Source organism: Rathayibacter sp. PhB127 (assembly GCF_003751665.1).
Lineage (GTDB): Bacteria > Actinomycetota > Actinomycetes > Actinomycetales > Microbacteriaceae > Rathayibacter > Rathayibacter festucae.
Genome location: NZ_RKHW01000001.1, coordinates 748,513 through 770,318, shown reverse-complemented (window position 1 = coordinate 770,318; position 21,806 = coordinate 748,513). Strand labels below are relative to the sequence as shown.

The following is a 21,806-nucleotide window of genomic DNA, read 5'->3' as shown; positions in this document are numbered from 1 at the left end:
AAACCGGCGGTTCCGGGCGCGCGAGCGCCCGGAACCGCCCTCACCCCTGGAGCGACCATGCAGCACCCCTCGGACACACAGCCGCTCACCGCGGCGAGCGCCGCCCTCCTCGGCGCCCTCACCACCGTCCCCGCGACTCCTGAGGACCTCTACGGACCCGCCGGGTCCGTCGTCTACGAGCACTTCACCGCCGACGACCGCAGCGAGATCAGCCCCCTGCTCGCGGCGGTCCGCCGGACCGAGGGGCCGATCCTCGAGCTCGCCTGCGGCGGCGGACGCCTCACCGTGCCCCTCCTGGGCCTCGGCCGTCCCGTCGTCGGCCTCGATCTCTCGCCGACGATGATCGACATCCTCCGGTCGCGGATCGCGGCGCTGCCCGCCGCCAGGATCGCCGACGGCTCCCGGGCGCTGGTCGGCGACATGACCTGCTTCCACCTTCCGGACCGGTTCGGCGCCGTCGTCCTCGGGGCGACGTCCGTCGCTCTCCTGGACCGCGCCGGCCGGCACGCGTTCTTCCGAGCCGCCCGCGAGCACCTCGGAGCGGACGGCGTCCTCCTGATCACCGCGTCGAGCCCCGACCACGCCTACATCGCCGGAAGCCGCAGCTCGCGCATCCGCGCCGTGCCCGGGCCGTCCGGCGGACCGGGAGCGGCCGTCGTGACGTCCGCCGTCACCCCCGACGGTCTCCACCGGGACGTCGAGGTCGTGCAGCTCGGTCTCGATTCCGAGGGGCGTGCGGCGGCACGCTTCTTCCGCTCGCGGGTGAACGTCGTCGACGCCGACCAGGTCGCGGTGGAGGCCGAGCGCGCGGGACTCCGGCTCGTCGCGAGGACGGCGCTGGTGGAGACCGAGGACTCGACGCTGTTGCAGCTGGTCCGGGCATGAGCGATCCCGCGCCCCGGCTGGCGGACACCGTGACGATCGACGAGCCGATCGCGCCCGGCGCTCCGTGGATCCTCTCGGTGCGGGGCGTCCCGCGCGCACGGGTCGGCCCCGCGGTGGCGACCTTCGCCGCCGGGCTCCGCCCGAGCGCGCACGAGACGGACGAGACGGACGGCACCAGGAGCACGCCGCTGACGGACGAGGAGACGGCCGCTCTGCTCCGCGAGTTCGCGGCGGCCGGGCTCCTGGTCGGCTCGGAGCGCCGCGAGCCCCGGTCGCGCCGGCTGCAGCTCCGGCCGCCGGCGAGTCTGCAGCTGACCCTGCTCGATGCGACGCGGCCGGCGCTCGCGCTCGCGCGGCTCCTGCGGAGGCGGCCGGTCCGACTGCTCGCCGTCGCCGCGGTCGGCGCCGTGCTGCTCCTGGGCACCGCGAGCGCGATCGCGCACTCGGCGGAGATCGCCGCCGTCCTCAGCGAGCCGCTGCCCCTGCCCTCGCTCCTCGCGGTCTCGGTCGCGTTCCTGCTCGCGGGAGCGGTGCACGAGGCCGGTCATGCCGTGTCCCTCGCGGCCTTCGGTGGACGGCCGCGGCGTGCCGGGGTGATGATCTTCTACCTCGCGCCCGCGTTCTTCTGCGACGTCACCGACGGCTGGCGCCTGGGCGACCGGCGCTCCCGCGCGGCGGTCGCGCTGGCCGGCCCGGCGGTGCACCTCGTCCTCGCGGCGAGCGCCGCTACCGCACTGCTCTGGGCGCCGACGGGCCGGCCTGCTCTCGCCTGTTTCGTCGTCGCGGCCGCGCTCAGCGCGGTCACCAACCTCATCCCCCTGGTGCACCTCGACGGCTATCTCGCCCTGGTCGCGGTCCTCGACCGGCCGTTCCTGCGCAAAGCCGCGATCGGAGCCGTCGGCGACGCCGTCCTGCGCCTGCTGGGCGGAACCGCGCCACGCGCCTCGCCCTGGCTCGTCCTGTTCGGGGTCGGCTGCCGCGGCTTCGCCCTGCTCCTGGTCGGCTGGGCCTACGTCCGCAGCGTCCCCGTCCTGACCCTCACCGAGCCGGGGGCGGCAATCGCGCTGGTGTTCGCCGCGGCGCTCCTCGGCGCGCTCGTCGTCTCCGTCGTCCGGTTCGCGCGAGCCGCGAAGGAGGCGCGAGTCGGAGCACTCCGGGTCGCCGTCGCGTCCACTGTCCTCGCCGCCGCTCTCGTCGGCGTCGCAGCCCTCCCCCTCGAGGAGCGCATCGAGGCCGGCTACGTCGTCCGCAACGGCGAGGCCTTCCTCGTGCGGACCTCGGCCGACCCGAGGATCGTGCCGGGCATCCCGGTGCGGCTGACCAGCAACGGGATCGCGGTGCGGTCCCCGCGGTCGACGGCCGTCATCAGCGGTCCCGCGGAGCCGCTGCTCGCCCCGATCGCCGCGCTCGCGCCCCTCACCGGGCTCGACGACGTGCCCGCCGTCGGCTATCCCCTCGCCCTGCCCGACTCCGCGAGCACTCCCCCGGTGGGCGGCGCCTCGGTCTCGCTCGGCCGCGGGACGGTCGGTGGTGCGGTGCTCGATCTCGTCACCGGGGACGCGCTCCGCCGCCTGGGGGTCGGCCGGTGACCGGCGGGAACGCGCTCGAGCGCGCCTTCGAGCACGCCCTCCGCGCGCTCACCGTCGTGAGGGACGGCGACACGGTCCTCGGCTGGCGAGGCAGGAGCCTCTCCGGTCCCGTCCGGCGCCGCGGTGAGCCGCTCTGGCTCCGCCTCGTCAGCTCCCCCTCGGCGCTCGCCCACGGGACGTGGTGGACCGGCACGGCGGACAGCGCCGTGCTCCCGGCCCTGCCCAAGCCGGTCGTGCTCGCCGTCGAGGAGTGGGACCCGCCCTCCGTGGAGGGGTTCCGGCTCCGCGCCGAGCTGATGACCCGCCTGCCCGGTCGTGCCCTGTCCCCGACGGCGGAGCTCGCGCCGGGGACCGACATCGATCCGGCGGTCTGGGTCGAGCTCGGCGGGATCCTCGACGCGCTCGCCGCCGTCCCGACGCTGCGGGAATCGACCGTCCCCGCCACGGTGGACCGGCTGCTGCACAGCTTCTTCGGCGACCGGTTCCCGCGCGGCACCCCGTGCTGGACGACGGCGCACGGCGACCTGCACCCCGGCAACCTGCTCGTCGCACCGCTCGGTCTCGCCGACTGGGAGGCCTGGGGGCGCGGACCCGAGCACCTCGACGTCGCGACCCTCTACGTGCACAGCCTCGCCGCCCCGGACGCCCGGCGCTCCCTCATCGAGGTGCTCGGCGAGCGGCTGCACTCGGACGCAGCACTGCCCGCCCTCGCCTTCGCCGCCGCGAAGGTGCTCGCGCGATCGGTCTCCGGCGACTACCCGACGCTGGTCGACCCCGTGCACCGGCTCCTCGACGACCTGACCGCCCGACCGTTCGGCGCCGGCGGCACGACCGCTCGACGACGATGACCCCCCTCCCTCGAAAGGTCCGCCCATGAGCTCTGCGCTCGACTTCCAGCACTTCACCAAGACCTTCCGCGGCCGCCGCGTCGTGGACGACCTCAGCTTCTCCGTGCGGCAGGGGACGGTCGTCGGGCTCCTCGGCCCGAACGGCGCCGGCAAGAGCACGGCGCTCCGCGGGCTGGTCGGACTGCTGCGCCCCGATTCCGGTGAGGCCCGGATCGGCGGCCACCGGTTCGCGGAGCTGCGCGCTCCCGCGCGGGTCGTCGGCGTGCACCTCGACGGCCTCGGCTTCGAGAACGGCATCACCGGCCGTCGGCACCTCGCGATCGTCGGCCGCGCGGTCGGCGCACCGCTCTCCCGCGTCGACGAGCTGCTGGAGACGGTCGGCCTCGCCGAGGCGGCGCGGCGGCCGGTCCGCGGCTACTCGACCGGGATGCGCCAGCGCCTCGGTCTGGCCACCGCCCTCGCCGGAGATCCCGAGATCCTCGTCCTCGACGAACCGGCGAACGGGCTCGACCCCGAGGGGATCCGCTGGCTGCGGCGCCTGATCCGCGCCGAGGCCGAGCGCGGACGGACGGTCCTCGTCTCCAGCCACCAGCTCGCCGAGCTCGAGCACACCGTCGACGAGGTCGTCGTCCTGCGGCGCCGGATGCTCTTCCACGGCCCGCTCGAGGACCTCACCCGCTCGGGCGGGCGGAGTCTCGAGGACGGCTACTTCGACCTCGTCGACGGCGAGGCCGGCCGATGACCGGGGCCGGCGCGCTCGCACGGGCCGAGATCCTGCGCTCCCGCAGCGGCTCGTCGTTCCCGGTCCTCCTCGTCTACGCGATCCTGATCCCCGTCTTCGCCCTGAGCATGCCCGGCACGACGGATCGGCTCAGCAGCCTCGACGACGCTCCGGCGAGCCGCTTCGTCTTCGGCTTCGCGGCCTGCGCCGCCCTGGGCGCGTGCTTCTACGGGTCCTACGCCTACACCCGGGAGACGTACTACCACTCGCTCGACCGGACACTGCTGCTCGGCAGCCGGGACGCGATCCTGGCGGCGAAGGCGCTGGCCGGCGCGGTCTCGGGCGCGGTCTTCGGGGTCGTGGCGGTCGTGGGCTGGTGGCCGATCACCACGGTGGTCCTGGCGACGGCCGGCCGCCGGGTCACGGTCGACGCATCGCTCCTGTCCGCCTCGCTCGGCGTCGTCCTCGCGTGCGCCCTCAGCGGCGTGCTGGGCGTGGGCGTCGGCTACACGGTGCGGAACTACTACGCCTGCATCCCGATCGTGCTGGTCCTGCCCGCCGCCCTGGCCGTGCCGCTCCTCGGCGTCGCCCGCGGCGCCGGGCGGCTGCTCCCGATCGGAGCCGTCGCCGGAGCGACCGGGGCGCCGGTCGACGGGATGCTTCCGGCGCCGCTCGCGCTGGCCGTCCTGGCCGCCTGGGCGCTCCTGGCGATCGGCGGCGCACGGCTCCTCGAGCAGCGGCGGGCGCGGTGACGGACGCGGCCGCGAAAGCACCGTTCACCCGCGCCGTCACCGCCGAGTTCCGGCGCGTGGTCGCGAGCCGGACACCGCTCTGGGGCCTGGTCTTCGGACTGCTGCCCGTGCTCCCCCTCCTCGTCGCCGTGTCGCAGGTCGATCTCGGCGCGCTCCCGCCCGGAGAAGCGGCCTCACTCGAGCACGCGATCACGGCGGCGCTGCTGCATGGCGGCGTCGTCGGCGCGGCGGCCTTCGGAGCACTGCGGACGGCGAGCGCCTTCGAGAAGGGGATCCTCGCACGCGACGTGCTCTCGTCGGGGCTTCGGCCGGCGCTCGCGGCCCGGTTCCTGGTGGCGGCCGGTGCCGGTGCGGTGCTCGCGACGGCGGCGGTCGCGATCGGAGTCGCCGGCGTCGCGATCGTCTCGGCGGGAAGGGTCACTCCGAATGTCGGCGTCGTGGCCCTCGTCCCCGTGGCCGGTGTCGGTGGCGCGATCTGGGGTGCGCTGGTCGGCACGATCGTCCGGGCACCGCTCTTCGTGCTCTTCGCGGCCCTGGTGCCGCTCAGCGCCGCGACCTTCGCGAGCGGCACCGCCCTCGAGGACGTCGTGCCCCTCGCCGCCCTGTCGGCGTCCGCGTCGCCCACGGTCGCGGCCGTGCTGGCGGGCCCGGCCTGGCTGCTGGTGCTCGCGCTCGTCGCGGTCGCGACGGGGCGTCGGCGCCCGCTGCTCTGACGGAGCTCCGCCGGGCGGGTCTCGATACGCGCTGCGCGCTACTCGACCAGCATGTCTGTGGGCGCTCCTCGCGCTTCTTGGCCGCGCGGCCCGCGCAGCGCGCGTCTCGAGATCCACGCACGAGGGCCCGCGCACGGTACGTGCGCAGGCCCTCGTCGTTCAGTGGTGCGGTACTACTGCACGTCCTCGTCGACCCAGTCGAAGGTCTTCGTGACGGCCTTCTTCCAGAGGCGGTACTGGCGCGCGGCCTCGTCCTGGTCCATCTGCGGGGTCCAGCGCGAGTCCTCCTGCCAGTTCTGGCGCAGGTCGTCCAGGTTCTCCCAGAAGCCGACGGCGAGGCCCGCGGCGTACGCGGCGCCGAGGGCGGTGGTCTCCGCGACGACCGGCCGGACGACCGGGACGCCGAGGATGTCGGCCTGGAACTGCATGAGCAGGTTGTTGGCGATCATGCCGCCGTCGACCTTGAGCTCCTGCAGCGGGACGCCGGAGTCGGCGTTGACCGCGTCCAGGACCTCGCGCGTCTGGAACGCCGTCGCCTCGAGCGCGGCGCGGGCGATGTGGCCCTTGTTGACGTAGCGGGTGAGGCCGACGAGCGCACCGCGCGCGTCCGCTCGCCAGTACGGCGCGAAGAGGCCGGAGAACGCGGGGACGAAGTACGCGCCGCCGTTGTCCTCGACGGTCGCGGCCAGCGCCTCGACCTCGGGGGCCGAGCCGATGAGGCCCAGGTTGTCGCGCAGCCACTGGATCAGCGAGCCGGAGACCGCGATCGAGCCCTCGAGCGCGTAGTGCACCTCGCCGTCGCCGAGCTTGTAGCCGATCGTCGTGAGCAGCCCGTTCTTGGAGTGCACGATCTCGGTGCCGGTGTTGAAGATCAGGAAGTTGCCGGTGCCGTAGGTGTTCTTCGCCTCGCCCGGATCGAACGCCGCCTGGCCGAAGGTCGCGGCCTGCTGGTCGCCCAGGATGCCCGCGATCGGGACCTCGCGCAGCAGCGAGGAGGACTCGACCTGCCCGTAGACCTCGGACGACGAGCACACCTCGGGGAGCATCGACTTCGGCACCCCGAAGGCCTCGAGGATGTCGTCGCGCCACTCGAGCGTCTCGAGGTCGAGGAAGAGGGTGCGCGAGGCGTTGGTGACGTCCGTCTTGTGCACGCCTCCGTCGACTCCGCCGGTGAGGTTCCAGAGGACCCAGGTGTCGGTGGTGCCGAAGATCAGGTCGCCGGCCTCCGCCTTCTCGCGGGCGCCCTCGACGTTCTCGAGGATCCAGACGATCTTGGTGCCGGAGAAGTAGGTCGCGAGCGGGAGCCCGACGATCGACTTGAAGCGGTCCGCGCCCTCGTCGCCGGCGAGCCGGTCGACGATCGACTGCGTGCGGGTGTCCTGCCAGACGATCGCGTTGTAGACGGGCTTGCCGGTGGTCTTGTCCCAGACCACCGCGGTCTCGCGCTGGTTGGTGATGCCGACGGAGGCGATGTCGTGGCGGGTCAGGTCGGCGCGGGAGAGCGCCTGGCCGATGACCTCGCGGACGTTGTTCCAGATCTCGATCGGGTCGTGCTCGACCCAGCCCGCACGCGGGAAGATCTGCTCGTGCTCCTTCTGCCCGGTCGAGACGATCGAGCCCTTCTTGTCGAAGATGATCGCGCGGGACGACGTGGTCCCCTGGTCGATAGCGATGACGTAGTCAGCCATGAATGATTACTCCTTCGTAACGGGTGAAGTGGAGTGCGGATCGCGAGCCGCAGCGGCCCGCGAGCCCGGTCGGGGGATCGGCTAGAGGATCGGCAGCAGCGCGGTCGACGCGAGGCCGGCGAGGACACCGCCGACGATCGGGCCGGCGACGGGCACCCAGGCGTAGCTCCAGTCGTTGGAGCCCTTGCCCTTGATCGGCAGCAGCGCGTGGGCGATGCGGGGACCGAGGTCGCGGGCCGGGTTGATGGCGTAGCCGGTCGGGCCGCCGAGGGAGGCGCCGATCGCGATCACCAGGATGGCGACGGGCAGGGCGCCGAGCGCCGCGAGTCCGCCGTCGCCCTGGCGTCCGCCGCCGAAGCCGATGACGACGAAGACGAGGACGAAGGTGCCGATGACCTCGGTGACGAAGTTCCAGCCGTAGCTGCGGATCGCAGGACCGGTGGAGAAGACGCCGAGCTTGTTGGCCGGGTCGGGCTCCTGGTCGAAGTGCTGCTTGTAGGCGAGCCAGCAGAAGACGGCGCCGAGGATCGCACCGATCATCTGGGCGAGGATGTACATCAGGATCGAGACGATGTTGACCGGGACGCCCGAGCCGAACTCCGTCGCTCCACTGGCCGCGAGGCCGAGCGTGACGGCCGGGTTGAGGTGCGCACCCGAGTTGTAGGAGACGATCACACCGGCGAAGACGGCGAAGCCCCAGCCGAAGTTGACCATCAGGGTCCCGCCGTTGAGACCCTTGCTCTTCACGAGCGCGACGTTGGCGACCACGCCGCAGCCGAGGAGCACGAGCATCGCCGTTCCCACGACTTCCGCGAGGAACACCACTCCGAGATTGTCCACGTTGACCTTTTCCTTTTCGTCGATCGGAACGCGCGAACGCGCCCGCGACGGGCATCGATGCCCGACGGTGTGAAGTTATCGGCGCCCCGTACCGGGGACAAGGAACGCCGCGTGCACGTTTGTGCGTTGTGACGACGGAAGTCCCGGCTCGAGATCACTCCTCGAACCGGGACTCCCGTCGATCCGCGCCAGTCGCCCTGCTAGGAGGCCACGACCGCCGTCGGCGCCTGCACCGAGGTGCCGCCGACATCGACGCCGTTGTACTTCTTCAGGTGCTCGATCGTTGCGTCGACCTCCTGGGCGCGCTTGGCCTCGTCCCAGCCGAGGACCTCGCCGGTGTGCTGGGCGAGCTCCTCGAGGAGCTCGCGGCTCAGGCCGCCGGTGAAGGCGTGGTTGGTGCGGCGCATGACCAGGTCGATCAGGTGCACGACGCTCTCGCGCTGGGCGAGGTAGCGGATCTCACCGGTGGTGAAGTCCTTGTCGAAGTCGAGCGCCTCGTCGTGACCGTCGGCCAGTGCCTCGATGACCTCCTGGGCGCGGGTGCCGTAGCGCTCGAGCAGCTGGCCGGTGCGGGCCGAGGACAGGCCGGAGCGGTGCTGGCTGATCCACTGGGCGCGCGAGGCGTCCGTGCGCGGGAAGCCCTTGCCGCCGCCGATCGCGGTCTTCACGGTGGAAACGCGGCGGGTGACGCCGATCCGCTTGAAGACCTCGTTCGAGAGGTGCTCGGACAGGGCGCGGAACGTCGTCCACTTGCCGCCGACCAGGCTCAGCACGGGGGTCTTCCCGCCGGGGACAGTCGAGGGCTCGATGCGGTAGTCGCGGGAGACGAAGCCGGGGGTCTCGTCGTCGTGACGGGGCAGCGGGCGGATGCCGGAGAACTTGAAGACGATCTGCTCGCGGGTGACCGGGATGGAGGGGAACACGTGGTTCACCAGGTCGAAGAAGTAGTCGATCTCCTCCTCGGTGCAGACGGCCGGCTCGTTGGGGTCGGCCTCGATGTCGGTGGTGCCGACCATGACCCGGCCCTTGAGCGGGTAGATCAGCACGATGCGGCCGTCGCTGTGCTCGAAGAACATCTCGCGGCCCTCGCAGGCCTCGACCAGCTCGGGGTTGTCGAGCACGATGTGCGAGCCCTTGGTGCCGCCCATGAACTTCGTGGTCGTGCCGAGCGCCGTGTTGGTGAAGTCGGTCCACGGTCCGGAGACGTTGACGACGACGTCGGCCTGGAAGGCGAACTCCTCGCCGCTCTCGCGGTCGCGCAGCAGCACGCCGCCCTCGGAGGTGCCGACGGCCTCGACGTAGTTGGCCGCGCGGGCCTTCGTGCCGCCGACGAGCGCGTCGCGCAGCACGTCGAGCGCCAGGCGCTCGGGCTCGTGCACGGAGGCGTCGAAGTAGGTGGCGGTGTACTTGATCTTCGGGTCGAGCTTGGGCAGCTCGTTCAGCGAGCGCTTGCGGCCGTGGAACTGGTGGCGCGGGACGACGCCGCCGTCGCGGGAGAAGAAGTCGTACAGGGTCAGGCCGACCTTGATCAGCAGCGCGCCGCGCTCCTGGGGCTTGCCCGACTTGTGCGTGAGGAAGCGCAGCGGCGCGGCCAGGATGCCCGAGAACGTCGAGTAGATCGGGATCGTGGTCTGCAGCGGCTTCACGTAATGCGGAGCGATCTTGAGCAGGCCGTTGCGCTCGTTCACGCCCTCGTTGACGAGGCGGAACTCGCCGTTCTCGAGGTAGCGGATGCCGCCGTGGATCATGTGGCTCGAGGCGCTGGACGCACCCGAGACGTAGTCGCCGCGCTCGACGAGGGCGACGTCGACGCCGTTGAGCGCGAGCTCGCGGAACGTCCCGATGCCGTTGATGCCACCGCCGATCACGAGGACGGTCGCGCGGGGGGTGTCCCGCAGTGCGGAGACGCTCTCGCGGAGAGAGGAGCTTCCGGGAGTTCCGACAGACTGTGCCACTTCGTACTCGCCTTCGTGTCGTAGGTGTTGCGTCGAATGCCTCGTGCGAGTGTGGCCGCCCCAGATGGACGGTTGATATCGCGAGGGAATACAGCCATCCTTGACCCGACAACACATCCGGTCAAGACGGGTGGAAATACGTGCAAGGAGTGGCAATGACCCCTGTCCGACCGGTCGTCGAGCTGGACGAGACGACGCACGCGACCCACCCGGACAAGACGCGCGACGCGCTCCGGGCCGCGCAGCTGTACTACATGCAGGACCTGACGATGGACGCCATCGCGCACGAGCTGCACACCTCGCGCTCCTCGGTGTCGCGGCTGCTCTCGCACGCCCGGGCGACGGGACTGGTCGACATCCAGATCCGCTCCCCCCTCGACCGGGCGAGCGCCCTGTCGGCGGAGGTGCGCGCGCACTTCGACATCACGGCGCACATCGTCCCGGTGCCGGACCACACCAGCGAGATCGACCGGCTCGAGCGCGTCGCGCTGTCGGCCGCGCGGATCCTCGGGCCGTTCATCGACTCGAACATGATCGTCGGCATCGCCTGGGGCTCGACGATGAGCGCGATGAGCCGGCACCTGATCGCCAAGGAGACGCACAACACCCAGATCGTGCAGCTCAACGGCGCGGGCAACACCGAGACCACCGGCATCAACTACTCGAGCGAGATCCTGCGCCGCTTCGGCGACGCCTACGCCGCGAAGGTGCAGCAGTTCCCGGTGCCGGCGTTCTTCGACGACCCGATGACCAAGAAGGCGGTCTGGCGCGAGCGATCGACCAAGCGGGTGCTGGAGTTGCAGCAGCGGATGGACGTCGCGCTCTTCGGCCTCGGCTCGCCGTTCGCGGCGGTGCCCTCGAAGGTCTACATCGGCGGCTACCTGGAGCCGAGCGACTTCACCTCGCTCAGCGCGTCCGGCGTGGTCGGCGACGTCGCCACCGTGTTCTACCGGGCCGACGGCACCTGGGACGACATCCCCATGAACGAACGTGCAAGCGGCCCGGACCTCTCCACCGTGCGCCGCGCCTCCCGCCGCATCTGCGTCGTCTCGGGCGCCTCGAAGCTCCCGGGCCTGCGCGGCGCCCTCGCCGCCGGCCTCCTCACCGACCTCATCCTCGACGAGGGCACGGCCCGCGCCCTGATCTCCGGCTGACCCCGGCTCCTCCCGCGAGATGCCACTTGGGTACGCCTCCCTCGGCGTGTCGCGTACCGAAGTGGCATCTCGCGGAGGGGATCCTGCGCGTGGGTCAGCGGGTCGGGTCAGCGGGTGAGGGCGCGGCGGACTCGGACCGCCGTCGCCTCGGGGTGGTCGAGGACTCCCGACGCGCGGATGCGGAGGTGGTGGTAGCCGAGCGCCTGGATCGCCTCGCTGCGGGCGATGTCCCGCTCGTACTGGAGCTTGTCGGTCCGATGGTGGTCGCCGTCGTACTCCACGACGACCCGCTGGTCGCGGTACAGCAGGTCCACCCGTGCGACGAAGCGGCCGTCGGCGTCGTAGAGCTCGACGTTCAGCTCCGGCTCCGGCAGCCCCGCTCGGATCAGCAGCAGCCGGAGCAGCGTCTCCATCGGTGATTCGGAGCCCTCGCGGACCCAGCCGATCGCCTCGCGGGCGCGCTTTCCGCCCCTTCCCCGGTAGCCGGCGACCCTCGCCGCGAGCACAGTCAGGTCGACGCGGAGACCGTGACGCCGCCCCTCCTCGTCGGGGCGGACGAGGGCGTCGCCGAGCACGACGAGATCATCGAGCGAGCGCGACGAGCTGAGGTGGCAGAAGGTGGACGCCGGATCGGCGACCGGAAACCCCGCGTCGACGACCGTCACCGCCTCGTCCCAGAGGTGGTGCGAGCGCACGCCGACCCGCCGTGCCGCCCGCAGCGGCGGGGCGACGGACACGTGCAGCGGCGTGACCTCCGTCGGCGTGCGGCCGGGAAGGCCGAGCAGATGCGCAGCGGTGTCGTGCGAGAAGAACTCCCCCGGCCGCATCACCGCGGAGAACGCCGCGATCCGCTCCCCGTAGGTGATCGGCTCGACCGTCGCGCGTGCCCCGCGGAAGGCGACGACGGGATAGTCGGTCGCGAGTCGCCGCCGCGACACCCCGTCCCTCGATGCGATGACCTTGCCGGGTTCCTCTTCCATGCCGGAACCCTGCCCGCTCCGATGCCACCCCCGCTCGCGTTCTCCACAGCCCCCTCCGCGAGATGCCACTTGGGTACGCGACACGCCGGTGGAGGCGTACCCAAGTGGCATCTCGCGAGAGCAGTCAGGACTCGCGGGCGTGGGTGTCGAGGAAGGCGTAGACCTCGGCGTCGTCGATGCCGGGGAAGGTGCCGGAGGGCAGCGGGGCGAGGACGTGCGCGTGCAGGCGGGCGCTGGGCCAGGCGTTGCCGTCCCAGCGCTGGGCGAGCTCGGCGGGGGCGCGGCGGCAGCAGGACTCGTCGGGGCAGCGGGACTGCTCGCGGCGGTCGGTGTCGCGGCCTCGGAAGAAGCGCGCCTCGGCGAAGGGGACGCCGACGGTGATCGAGAACTCCTCCGTCGCGGTGGTGCCGGTCTGCGAGGCCGACCAGAAGGTCCCGGCCGGCGTGTCCACGTACTGGTAGTACTCCGTCGTGCGGTTGGTGCGGCTGAAGGCCGAGCGCGCCGACCAGTAGCGGCAGACGATCTGCCCCTCCACGGCGCCCGTCACGTCGGTCGGCAGCGGCAGGCCGTCGTTCTCGTAGGCCTTCTGGATCGAGCCGTCGCCGAGCACGCGGAGGAAGTGCATCCGGATGTCGAGGTGCGAGGTCAGCAGGTTGGTGAAGCGCAGCGCCGCCGCCTCGTGCGTGACGCCGAAGCCGTCGCGGAAGTCCTCGACGGAGATGTCGCGCTCGCGCTTCGCCTCCTCCAGGAACGCCACGGCCGGCTCCAGCGGCATCAGGCAGGCCGCCGCGAAGTAGTTGATCTCGAGCCGCTGCCGGAGGAAGTCGGCGTAGGTGACCGGGCGCTCGTGGCCGAGCAGCCGGTGCGCCATCGCCTGCAGGGCGAGCGCCCGCAGCCCGTGCCCGCCGGGGATCGAGGCGGGCGGCAGGTAGATCCGTCCGTTGGCGAGGTCGATCACCGAGCGGGCCGAGTGCGGCAGATCGCCGACGTGGATGATCTCGAAGCCGAGGTGCCGCGCCATCTTCGAGACCGAGCTGTGGGTCAGCGCGCCTCCGCGGTGCCCGACCGTGCGGAGCATCTCGCCGGCGACCGCCTCGATCTCGGGCAGGTACGCGTTGCGCTCGCGCAGCTGCAGCCGCTGGGCGGTATTGGCGCGCCGCGCCTCCTCCGGTGTCGCGCTGGCCTCGCTCTTGCGGCGCGCCAGCTCGCGGTAGACGCCGAGGAACGCCTCGAGGACGGGCGTGGTCAGGCTCTTGTTGACCTTGAACTCCGGCAGCCCGAGCGAGCGGTAGAGCGACCCCTTCTGCACCCGCGCCAGCTCGATCTCGAGGGCGGCGCGCTCGCTCGGCGGCTCGTCCGAGAGCAGCGCGGCCAGCTCGACGCCCAGCGCCGTGGCGAGCGCCTGCATCAGCGAGAGCCGCGGCTCCCGGCGACCGGTCTCGATCAGCGAGAGCTGGCTGCCCGAGACGCCCACGCGCTCGGCGAGCTGCCCGAGGGTCAGCCCGCGGCGGGTGCGAAAGTGCCGGATGCGCTGCCCGAGCAGGGCGGCATCGGTCCCGGCCGAGGGGCCGGCGGCGGGGGCGGTGGTGTCGGTCACGGCGAGCTCCAGCGATCGGTTATGACGAAGGCGCAAAAACCGCGGTTCTTGACGGTTAAGGCCTCGCAAATACCCCTCGATCCTCCTCCATCCTGGCTTCAGGCGCCAGAGAACGCCCCTCGCACCGTCGGATCACGACCGCCACGAGGACCGACTCCCCACCCCGTCGACGACGACTGCACTGAAAGCGGAGCCAGCATGAGCATCTACAGCAACACCCTCCTCCTCGAGACGACCACCATGACCGCGCCGATCCCGGTCGCCGCGCCGGTCGTGCCGCCCGCCCCGCTGGCCCTGCGCCGCTGGGTGCGCGAGACGGCCGCGATCCTCCAGCCCGACGCCATCGAGTGGTGCGACGGCTCCCCCGCCGAGTGGTACCGCCTCACCGCCCGGATGGTCGAGGAGGGGAAGCTGATCGCTCTGAACCCGGAGTGGCGGCCCGGCTCGTTCCTCGCCCGCACGGACCCCGACGATGTCGCCCGCGTCGAGGACCGCACCTTCCTCTGCACGACGAACGAGTCCGACGCCGGCCCCACGAACAACTGGCGCGAGCCCTCCGCGATGAAGGCCGAGCTCGCGCCCTTCTTCGCCGGCTCGATGCGCGGCCGGACGCTGTACGTCGTCCCGTTCTCGATGGGCCCGGTCGGCGGCCCGCTCTCGCAGCTCGGCGTGCAGCTGACCGACTCCGCCTACGCCGTGCTCAACATGCGGATCATGGCCCGTGTCGGCGCCGAGCCGCTCGCCGCCTTCACCGAGGAGACCGCCTTCGTCCGCGGTGTGCACTCGGTCGGCTTCCCGCTCCGCGACGTCGACGGCGCGACCCGCGACGACGTCGCCTGGCCCTGCAATTCGACGAAGTACATCACGCAGTTCCCCGAGACGCGCGAGATCTGGTCGTTCGGCTCCGGCTACGGCGGCAACGCCCTGCTGGCCAAGAAGTGCTTCGCGCTGCGGATCGCCTCGGCGATGGGCCGCGAGGAGGGCTGGCTCGCGGAGCACATGCTCCTGATCCGGATCGTCTCGCCCGAGGGCCGCAGCTACCACGTGGCCGCCGCCTTCCCGAGCGCCTGCGGCAAGACGAACCTCGCGATGCTGCAGTCGACCGTCCCCGGCTGGCGCGTCGAGACACTCGGCGACGACATCACCTGGATGAAGAAGGGCGAGGACGGCCGACTCTGGGCGATGAACCCCGAGACCGGGTTCTTCGGCGTCGCGCCCGGCACCGGGCAGAGCAGCAACCCCAACGCCGTGCACACCCTCTGGGGCAACACGATCTTCACCAACGTCGCACTCCGCGAGGACGGCGACGTCTGGTGGGAGGGCCTCACCGACGAGGTGCCCGAGCACCTGACCGACTGGCGCGGCGAGCCGTGGACGCCCGCCTCCGGGACCCCGGCCGCGCATCCGAACGCGCGCTTCACGGCGCCGGCCGAGCAGTGCCCGACGCTCTCGCGCGAGTGGGACGCCTTCGAGGGCGTGCCGCTGGACGCGATCGTCTTCGGCGGGCGCCGGGCGAGCAACGTGCCGCTCGTCACCCAGGCCACCTCGTGGCAGCACGGCGTCTTCCTCGGCGCGACCATCGCCTCCGAGAAGACGGCCGCCGCGGAGGGGACGGTCGGCGAGCTGCGGCGCGACCCGTTCGCGATGCTGCCCTTCTGCGGCTACAACATGGCCGACTACTTCGCGCACTGGCTCGCGATCGGCGCGGACCTCGGCGAGAAGGCGCCCGCGATCTTCCAGGTCAACTGGTTCCGCAAGGGCGCCGACGGCTCCTTCCTCTGGCCCGGCTTCGGCGACAACGCGCGGGTCCTGCAGTGGCTCGTCCGGCGGATCGAGGGGCTCGCGGAGTCGCGGCCCAGCGCGATCGGCGACCTGCCGCTGTCGATCGACACGCACGGGCTGAACCTCTCGGCCGCCGCGAAGGAGGAGCTGTTCTCCGTCCCGGTGGAGGCGTGGCTCGACGAGTGCGCGCTGACGGAGGCGTTCTTCGCCCGCTTCGGCGACCGCCTGCCGCCCGAGCTGACCGCCGAGCTCCGGGCGCTGCGCCTGCGGCTGCTCGCCGAGGAGCTGCCGGGCGCGCACGCGGCCTGATCCCGATCCCGCCGGCCGCGCGCCGGCGCCCCCTGTGGCCCGCGGAGGGGAACCATCCCCTTCTTCGCATCCCCCTCCGCGGGTCCACTCCCCCCGCGCGGCAGCGACCGCGCCGCCGCCTTCATGCTGATCGAGTAGCCCCGCAGGGGCGTATCGAGATCCACCACCGCCGAGCACGTGGGTCTCGATACGCCGCTGACGCGGCTACTCGACCAGCATGGAGGGACCCCTCCTCCGCACGACCAGACGGGCACCATGGACGACCGCATCACCCTCCGCTTCCTCGCCGCGCCGCAGGACGCGACCGCCGACGGCCGCAGCGCCCAGGCCGGCCGCGTGCTCGAGTGGATCGACAAGGCCGGCTACGCCTGCGCCGTCGGCTGGAGCGGCGGCTACTGCGTCACCGCCTACGTCGGCAACGTGCACTTCACCCGGGCGATCGCCGTCGGCAATCTGATCGAGGCGACCGCGCAGGTCATCCACACCGGCCGGACGAGCATGCACGTGCTGGTGCGCGTCGCCCAGGCCGATCCGCGCACCGGGCGCTACGAGGCGGCGACGCACTGCCTCCTGATCTTCGTCGCGGTCGACGAGGAGAAGCGCCCGCGCCCGGTGCCGGAGTGGACGCCGCGCACGATCGAGGACCTCGCCCTGGCCGAGGGCGCCGCCGCCCGCATCGACGGCCGGCGCGCGCTGCACGAGGTGATGCGCGCGCAGGAGTACACCGAGTCGGGCACGGGCCCGCGGATCGTCTTCCGCTTCCTCGCCGCGCCCGGCGACGTCAACTGGGGTGGCAACGCGCACGGCGGCATCGTGATGCGCTGGATCGACGAGGCCGCGAACGCCGTCGCGCAGGGCTGGAGCGGCCGCGACGCGGTCGCCGTCTACTCCGGCGGCATCCACTTCTACCGGCCGGTGCGGATCGGGCATCTGGTCGAGGTGGAGGCGCGGCTGATCCACACCGGGCCGCGCTCGATGCACCTCGCGATCCACGTGCGCTCCGGCGACCCGCGGACCGGCGAGCTCGAGCTGACGACGCAGTGCATGAGCGTCTTCGTGGTGCGCGGCGACGACGGAGCGGCCGAGGCGGTGCCGGCGCTCGAGCCGCGGAGCGACGAGGACCGCCGGCTGGACGAGCACGCGCGCGAGCTGATCCGGCTGCGCGCCGAGCTGCCGGCGCTGCCGGTCGGCATCGCGGCGACGCTCGCCTGACCGGTCCGCGCTCCCGGGTCGCTAGGGTCGGAGCGTGAAGATCCTCGTCGTGAACGGCCCGAACCTGAACCTCCTCGGCACCCGCGAGCCCGCGGTCTACGGCTCCGACACGCTCGCGGATGCGGAGGCGCTCGCCACCCGCGCGGCGGAGGGGCTCGGCCTCGAGATCGAGTTCTTCCAGAGCAATTCGGAGGGCGCGATCATCGACCGCCTGCACGAGGCGCGCGGCACGGCCGCCGGCCTGCTGCTCAACGTCGGCGCCTACACCCACACCTCGATCGCGATCCGCGACGCCGTCCTCGCCACCGAGCTGCCGCTGGTGGAGGTGCACGTGAGCAATGTGCACCGGCGCGAGGAGTTCCGGCGGCACTCCTACCTGTCGGACATCGCGGTCGCCGTGATCGTCGGGGCCGGCATCGCGGGCTACGGCTACGCGGTGGACGTCCTCGCGCGGACCCTGGGGGCGACGGCTCCGGACGTGTAGCTCCGGGGCGAGTCGCCGGGGCGTAGCGTCGGGAGCATGACGCCCTCCGACGCGACTCCCTCCGCTCCCGACGCCGAGCTCGGCCGCTCCTTCGGCTCCGCCGTCGACGCCTACGACCGCGGCCGGCCGGGCTACCCGGACGACGCGGTGGACTGGCTCGTCGGGCACGCGCCAGCCCGGGTGGCCGGTGCCTTCGTGCCCGAGCGCGCGCGGGCGGCCGGCGCGGACGCCTCCGACCGGGTGCGCGCTGTGGACCTCGGGGCCGGCACCGGGAAATTCACCGCCTCGCTGGTGGCGCGCGGTCTCGACGTGACGGCCGTGGAGCCGGACGCGGCGATGCTCGAGCGGCTGACCGCGCAGCTGCCGTTTGTCCGGGCGCTGGCGGGGACCGCCGAGGAGATCCCGCTGCCGGACGCGTCCGTCGAGCTGGTCACCGCGGCGCAGTCCTGGCACTGGGTCGACCCCGAGCGCGCGAGCGCCGAGGTCGCGCGGGTGCTGGTCCCGGGCGGCGTGCTCGCGCTGGTCTGGAACATCCGCGACGAGTCCGTGCCGTGGGTGCGGCGCCTCGGCGAGGTCGCCGGCTCCTCGGCCGCCGAGCGCTTCGAGACGGTGCAGCCGCCGCTCGGCTCCGCGCTGGAGCGCGTCGCCTACGCGCAGTTCGAGTGGGCGTACGAGCTCGACCGGCCGGCGCTGCTCGACATGTTCGCCTCCCGCAGCTACGTCATCGCGATGCCCGAGGAGGAGCGCGCGGCGGTCCTCGCCGCCGTCGGCGAGGTCGTCGACGCGCTGCCCGGCGACCGCGTCGCCATGCCCTACGCGACCCGCGTCACCATCGCCCGCCGCGCCTCGTAACAGTTCGATCCATGCTGGTCGAGTAGCCGCGCCAGCGGCGTATCGAGACCCACGTCTGCAGAACGGTGGATCTCGATACGCCCCTCCGGGGCTACTCGATCAGCATGGAACGGCCGCCTCGCGGGGCGGATCATGCTGGTCGAACAGCCGCGCGAACGGCGGGGAATCATGCTGGTCGAGTAGCCCCGCAGGGCCCTATCGAGACCCACCATCACCAGAAGGGCGGGTCTGCAGACTCGCGTTCCGACGGTGGTGGATCTCGATACGCCCGCTGCGCGGGCTACTCGATCCGCAGGGCTTCCCCCTCCGTACGAGGGAATCCTTCCCAGGAGACCCCCGCGTCAGACCTCGTTCGGGTCGCCGCCGACGCGGCCGGCGCGCTCGAGCGCGGTGATCGCGTCGCGCTCGTCGGACGTGAGCTCGAAGCCGAAGACGTCGATGTTCTCCACGATGCGGGCCTTGGTCGAGGACTTCGGGAAGACGATGTGCCCGCGGTCGAGGTGCCAGCGCAGCACGACCTGCGCGGGCGTGACCCCGTGCGCCTCGGCCGCGCCGGTGATCACCGGCAGCTCGAGCAGCGGGTACTTGTTCTGCCCGAGCGGGCCCCACGCCTCCGTCGCGATGCCGTGCTGCGCGCCGAACGCGGTGACCGTCGGCTGCTGGTGGTACGGGTGCAGCTCGATCTGGTTGACCGCGGGGACGACCTCGGCCGCGGCGAGCAGCCGCTCCAGGTGCGGCACCAGGAAGTTCGAGACGCCGATCGAGCGGGTGCGGCCGGCGGCCCGCAGCTCCTGCATCGCCTCCCAGCTCTCGACGTAGCGGTCCTGCTTGGGCTTGGGCCAGTGGATGAGGTAGAGATCGACGGCGTCGAGGCCGAGCTTCTCGAGGCTGGCGTCGAGCGCCCCGGCCGCCGTGTCACGGCCCTGGTCGTCGTTCCACAGCTTCGTCGTCACGTAGAGCTCGTCGCGCGCGATCCCGGAGGAGGCGAGCGCCCGCCCGACGCCCTCCTCGTTGCCGTAGATCGCGGCGGTGTCGATGTGCCGGTAGCCGGCCTCGAGCGCCTCGGAGACGATGCGCTCCGTCTCGGCGGGGTCGACCTGGAAGACGCCGAACCCGAGCTGCGGGATGCTCGTGCCGTCGTTGAGGGTGAGGGTGGGGATGCTGGTCATCCCTCCACCCTGCCAGCGGCCCCCGACACCGGACAGCGGGTTGCGCTCGGCGACCGGCGTCGGCGCGGGCGACTACCCTCGAAGGGCGCTCGCGAGGGCGCACCGACTCCGAGGAGGACCGCACGTGAGCATCATCGCCGCCGCAGACGGATCAGCGCTGGGCAACCCCGGCCCCGCGGGCTGGGCCTGGTACGTCGACGACGAGCGCTGGGCGGCCGGCGGCTGGTCGCACGGCACCAACAACATCGGCGAGCTCACCGCGGTCCTCGAGCTGCTCCGCGCCACCGCGCAGGAGAGCGAGCCCGTGCACATCCTCTGCGACAGCCAGTACGCCATCAAGGCCTGCACCGAGTGGCTGCCGGGCTGGAAGCGGAAGGGCTGGCGGAAGGCCGACGGCAAGCCGGTGATGAACGTCGAGATCATCAAGGCGCTCGACGAGGAGCTGCAGGGCCGCGCCGTCACCTTCGAGTGGGTGAAGGGGCACGCCAATCACCGGATGAACGAGGCCGCGGACGTGCGCGCCCGCGCTGCCGCCACCGCCTACCAGCGCCGCACGGCCGTCGACGCCGGCCCGGGCTGGCCGGGAGCGGCTCCCGCCGTGACCCCCGCCGTCGACACCGAGGACGCCCCCGCCACGCTGTTCTGACCCGACGCGCCGCGCTCAGGGCAGCCGCAGCATCCCGGTCGCGACGAGCTCGCGCACCCGCGGCAGCACGGAGTCGAGCACGGCGGCCTCCTCCACCTGCAGGAGCGAGGCCACCGCGGCCGTGATGGCGGCGACGGACAGCTCGCCGTCGCACGCCCCGACCACCGCGGCGAGAGCCGTGTCCGCCTCCTCCACCCGGGCGAAGCCGCCGCCCTGCCGCAGCCGGAGCACGGTCGGGTCGTCGTTGCCCGGCCAGTAGTGCCGCTCCTCGGTCACGTCGCCGGCGACGACGAGCGCCTGCCGCGCGAGGTCGGCGTCGTCGAGCACCGACAGCGCGTCGAGCGCGTCGAGGCAGTGCGCGAGGTGCCCGCCCAGCCCCGCGGTCGCGAACGCCGCATCGAGCCGCTCGAGACGCCGGATCGGCGGCCGGGGCGAGGCGGGGAGCCGCAGGGTCACGTAGCCGAAGCCGACGCCGGTCACGCCGCGCCGCTCGAAGTCCTCGAGCCAGGCGTCGACGAGCGCGTCGGACTCCGCACCGCGGGTGGTCCCGCCGTCGCGGATCCAGGTCTCGGCGTAGATCGCCGGGTCCTGCTGCTCGCGCTCCACGATCCAGACGTCGAGCGGCGAGGCGGTCCCGTCCATCCACGCGGCGAGTCCGGCGTGCCCGGGTTCGAGCGCCTGCTCGAGCGGGCTGCGGCCGTCGGCCAGCCACGCGCGGACCCGGTCGAAGGCGTCCGCCTCGGCCCGGTACTCCCAGTTGCCGAGCAGCTGCGCGACACCGCCCGGCACCAGGTGCTCGGCGGCGCCGACGATCACGCGGCGGACGATCTCGTCGCCCTCGAGGCCGCCGTCGCGGTACTCGTAGGCGGGGACGCCCGCGGACCGCGGCGTGATCACGAACGGCGGGTTGGTGACGATCTGGTCGAACCGCTCCCCCGCGACCGGCTCGTAGAGGCTGCCGTGCCGGAACTCGATCGAGTCGATGCCGTTCAGCGCCGCATTGAAGGCGGCGATGGCGAGCGCGCGGTGCGAGACGTCGGTCGCGACGACGCGGTCCGCGTGCCGGGAGGCGTGCAGCGCCTGGATCCCGCAGCCGGTGCCGAGGTCGAGCAGGCTGCCGACCGGCCGCTGGATCATCAGCCCGGCGAGGGTGAGGCTCGCGCCGCCGACGCCGAGCACGTGGTCCTCGTCGAGCGGCCGGCCGAGCGCGAGCTCGCCGAGATCGGAGGCGATCCACCAGGAGGCGGCGCCGTGCAGGTCGACGAGGTCGTAGGGCCGCAGGTCGAGCGCGGCGGTGACCACCGCTCCGGCCTCGGAGCGCACGAGCTCCAGCTCCAGGGCGCCGTCGAGCCCGAGCGACGGGAACGCCGCCACCGCCTGCTCCGTCGGCACCGGATCGGCGAGGAGGAACAGCCGGGCCAGCGTGGCCAGCGGCCCGTGATCGCCGCTGCGCTCGAGCGCCCGCCGGGCCGGGACCCGGTCGCCGCGGTGCAGCGCCTCGCCCGCGGCCTCGCCCCACAGCTCGCGGACGGCGTCGACGCGGTAGCGGGCACGGGAGAGGTCGTCGCCGAGGAGCGCGATGCGGGCTCGGTCGAGCTGGTCTGCTGGCTGCACCGCTCCATCCTCGTGC

At 72.7% G+C, this 21,806-nt stretch carries 19 protein-coding genes; 12 read left to right on the top strand and 7 right to left on the bottom strand.

Annotated elements, in window-relative coordinates:
* Positions 1–57 precede the first annotated feature (57 nt).
* Genes mpaM through EDF22_RS03865 form a run of 6 tightly spaced genes read left to right on the top strand, consistent with a single transcriptional unit; the run spans position 58 to position 5,508 of the window.
* Positions 58–885 carry a daptide-type RiPP biosynthesis methyltransferase gene (mpaM, locus tag EDF22_RS03890; protein ID WP_123702538.1) on the top strand — a complete coding sequence of 276 codons (828 nt, stop codon included), beginning with the start codon at positions 58–60 and terminating at the stop codon, positions 883–885.
* Positions 882–2,474: a daptide biosynthesis intramembrane metalloprotease gene (gene mpaP, locus EDF22_RS03885; RefSeq protein WP_123702536.1), complete on the top strand. Its 1,593-nt coding sequence runs from the start codon at positions 882–884 to the stop codon at positions 2,472–2,474. The genes mpaM and mpaP overlap by 4 nt, the downstream gene beginning before the upstream one ends.
* Positions 2,471–3,322: a phosphotransferase gene (locus tag EDF22_RS03880; RefSeq protein ID WP_123702534.1), complete on the top strand. Its 852-nt coding sequence runs from the start codon at positions 2,471–2,473 to the stop codon at positions 3,320–3,322. Before mpaP ends, EDF22_RS03880 begins: the two co-directional genes overlap by 4 nt.
* Positions 3,323–3,347: 25 nt before the next feature.
* Positions 3,348–4,064, top strand: coding sequence for an ABC transporter ATP-binding protein (locus EDF22_RS03875; protein ID WP_123702532.1), 717 nt, complete (start codon positions 3,348–3,350; stop codon positions 4,062–4,064).
* The gene (locus EDF22_RS20700; protein ID WP_185020528.1) at positions 4,061–4,795 is read left to right on the top strand and encodes a hypothetical protein; all 735 of its coding nucleotides are present in this window, start codon (positions 4,061–4,063) and stop codon (positions 4,793–4,795) included. Before EDF22_RS03875 ends, EDF22_RS20700 begins: the two co-directional genes overlap by 4 nt.
* On the top strand, positions 4,792–5,508 hold the full coding sequence (locus EDF22_RS03865; protein ID WP_123702528.1) for a hypothetical protein: 717 nt from the start codon (positions 4,792–4,794) through the stop codon (positions 5,506–5,508). Before EDF22_RS20700 ends, EDF22_RS03865 begins: the two co-directional genes overlap by 4 nt.
* Positions 5,509–5,681: 173 nt before the next feature.
* Here the strand turns inward: EDF22_RS03865 and glpK are convergent, their stop codons facing one another.
* The 3 genes from glpK to EDF22_RS03850 form a co-directional block, all read right to left on the bottom strand.
* On the bottom strand, positions 5,682–7,196 hold the full coding sequence (gene glpK / locus EDF22_RS03860; protein WP_123445264.1) for a glycerol kinase GlpK: 1,515 nt from the start codon (positions 7,194–7,196) through the stop codon (positions 5,682–5,684).
* A gap of 81 nt (positions 7,197–7,277) precedes the next feature.
* Entirely contained in the window at positions 7,278–7,988 is a 711-nt protein-coding gene (locus EDF22_RS03855) for an MIP/aquaporin family protein (RefSeq protein ID WP_397460150.1), read from the bottom strand.
* 248 nt (positions 7,989–8,236) lie between these two features.
* Positions 8,237–9,991, bottom strand: a complete 1,755-nt coding sequence (locus EDF22_RS03850; protein ID WP_260303273.1) for a glycerol-3-phosphate dehydrogenase/oxidase — start codon at positions 9,989–9,991, stop codon at positions 8,237–8,239.
* Positions 9,992–10,146: 155 nt separating this feature from the next.
* On the opposite strand from EDF22_RS03850, the gene EDF22_RS03845 reads away from it, so the two are divergent.
* A complete protein-coding gene (locus tag EDF22_RS03845; protein WP_123445261.1) occupies positions 10,147–11,145 on the top strand; it encodes a sugar-binding transcriptional regulator in 999 nt (332 codons plus the stop codon).
* 107 nt (positions 11,146–11,252) lie between these two features.
* Here the strand turns inward: EDF22_RS03845 and EDF22_RS03840 are convergent, their stop codons facing one another.
* Both EDF22_RS03840 and EDF22_RS03835 read right to left on the bottom strand, forming a co-directional pair.
* On the bottom strand, positions 11,253–12,125 hold the full coding sequence (locus EDF22_RS03840) for an endonuclease domain-containing protein (protein WP_185038714.1): 873 nt from the start codon (positions 12,123–12,125) through the stop codon (positions 11,253–11,255).
* Positions 12,126–12,249: 124 nt separating this feature from the next.
* Positions 12,250–13,722 (bottom strand): helix-turn-helix domain-containing protein, encoded by a 1,473-nt coding sequence (locus EDF22_RS03835; RefSeq protein WP_123702520.1) that lies wholly within the window; start codon positions 13,720–13,722, stop codon positions 12,250–12,252.
* Positions 13,723–13,962: 240 nt separating this feature from the next.
* On the opposite strand from EDF22_RS03835, the gene EDF22_RS03830 reads away from it, so the two are divergent.
* From EDF22_RS03830 to EDF22_RS03815, 4 genes are all read left to right on the top strand, one after another.
* Positions 13,963–15,813 carry a phosphoenolpyruvate carboxykinase (GTP) gene (locus tag EDF22_RS03830; protein ID WP_123704671.1) on the top strand — a complete coding sequence of 617 codons (1,851 nt, stop codon included), beginning with the start codon at positions 13,963–13,965 and terminating at the stop codon, positions 15,811–15,813.
* A gap of 255 nt (positions 15,814–16,068) precedes the next feature.
* Positions 16,069–17,025 carry an acyl-CoA thioesterase gene (locus EDF22_RS03825; protein ID WP_123702518.1) on the top strand — a complete coding sequence of 319 codons (957 nt, stop codon included), beginning with the start codon at positions 16,069–16,071 and terminating at the stop codon, positions 17,023–17,025.
* Between the two features lie 34 nt (positions 17,026–17,059).
* Entirely contained in the window at positions 17,060–17,509 is a 450-nt protein-coding gene (gene aroQ, locus EDF22_RS03820) for a type II 3-dehydroquinate dehydratase (RefSeq protein WP_123702516.1), read from the top strand.
* Between the two features lie 36 nt (positions 17,510–17,545).
* Complete coding sequence (locus EDF22_RS03815) at positions 17,546–18,361, top strand: class I SAM-dependent methyltransferase (protein ID WP_123702514.1); 816 nt, start codon at positions 17,546–17,548, stop codon at positions 18,359–18,361.
* Positions 18,362–18,702: 341 nt separating this feature from the next.
* Here the strand turns inward: EDF22_RS03815 and EDF22_RS03810 are convergent, their stop codons facing one another.
* Positions 18,703–19,530: an aldo/keto reductase gene (locus EDF22_RS03810; RefSeq protein WP_123702512.1), complete on the bottom strand. Its 828-nt coding sequence runs from the start codon at positions 19,528–19,530 to the stop codon at positions 18,703–18,705.
* A 124-nt stretch (positions 19,531–19,654) separates the two neighbouring features.
* Between EDF22_RS03810 and EDF22_RS03805 the strand changes: the two genes are divergently transcribed.
* Positions 19,655–20,176, top strand: a complete 522-nt coding sequence (locus tag EDF22_RS03805) for a ribonuclease H (protein WP_123445254.1) — start codon at positions 19,655–19,657, stop codon at positions 20,174–20,176.
* A gap of 15 nt (positions 20,177–20,191) precedes the next feature.
* Here the strand turns inward: EDF22_RS03805 and EDF22_RS03800 are convergent, their stop codons facing one another.
* Positions 20,192–21,790 carry a methyltransferase gene (locus EDF22_RS03800; protein ID WP_260303271.1) on the bottom strand — a complete coding sequence of 533 codons (1,599 nt, stop codon included), beginning with the start codon at positions 21,788–21,790 and terminating at the stop codon, positions 20,192–20,194.
* Positions 21,791–21,806: the final 16 nt, after the last annotated feature.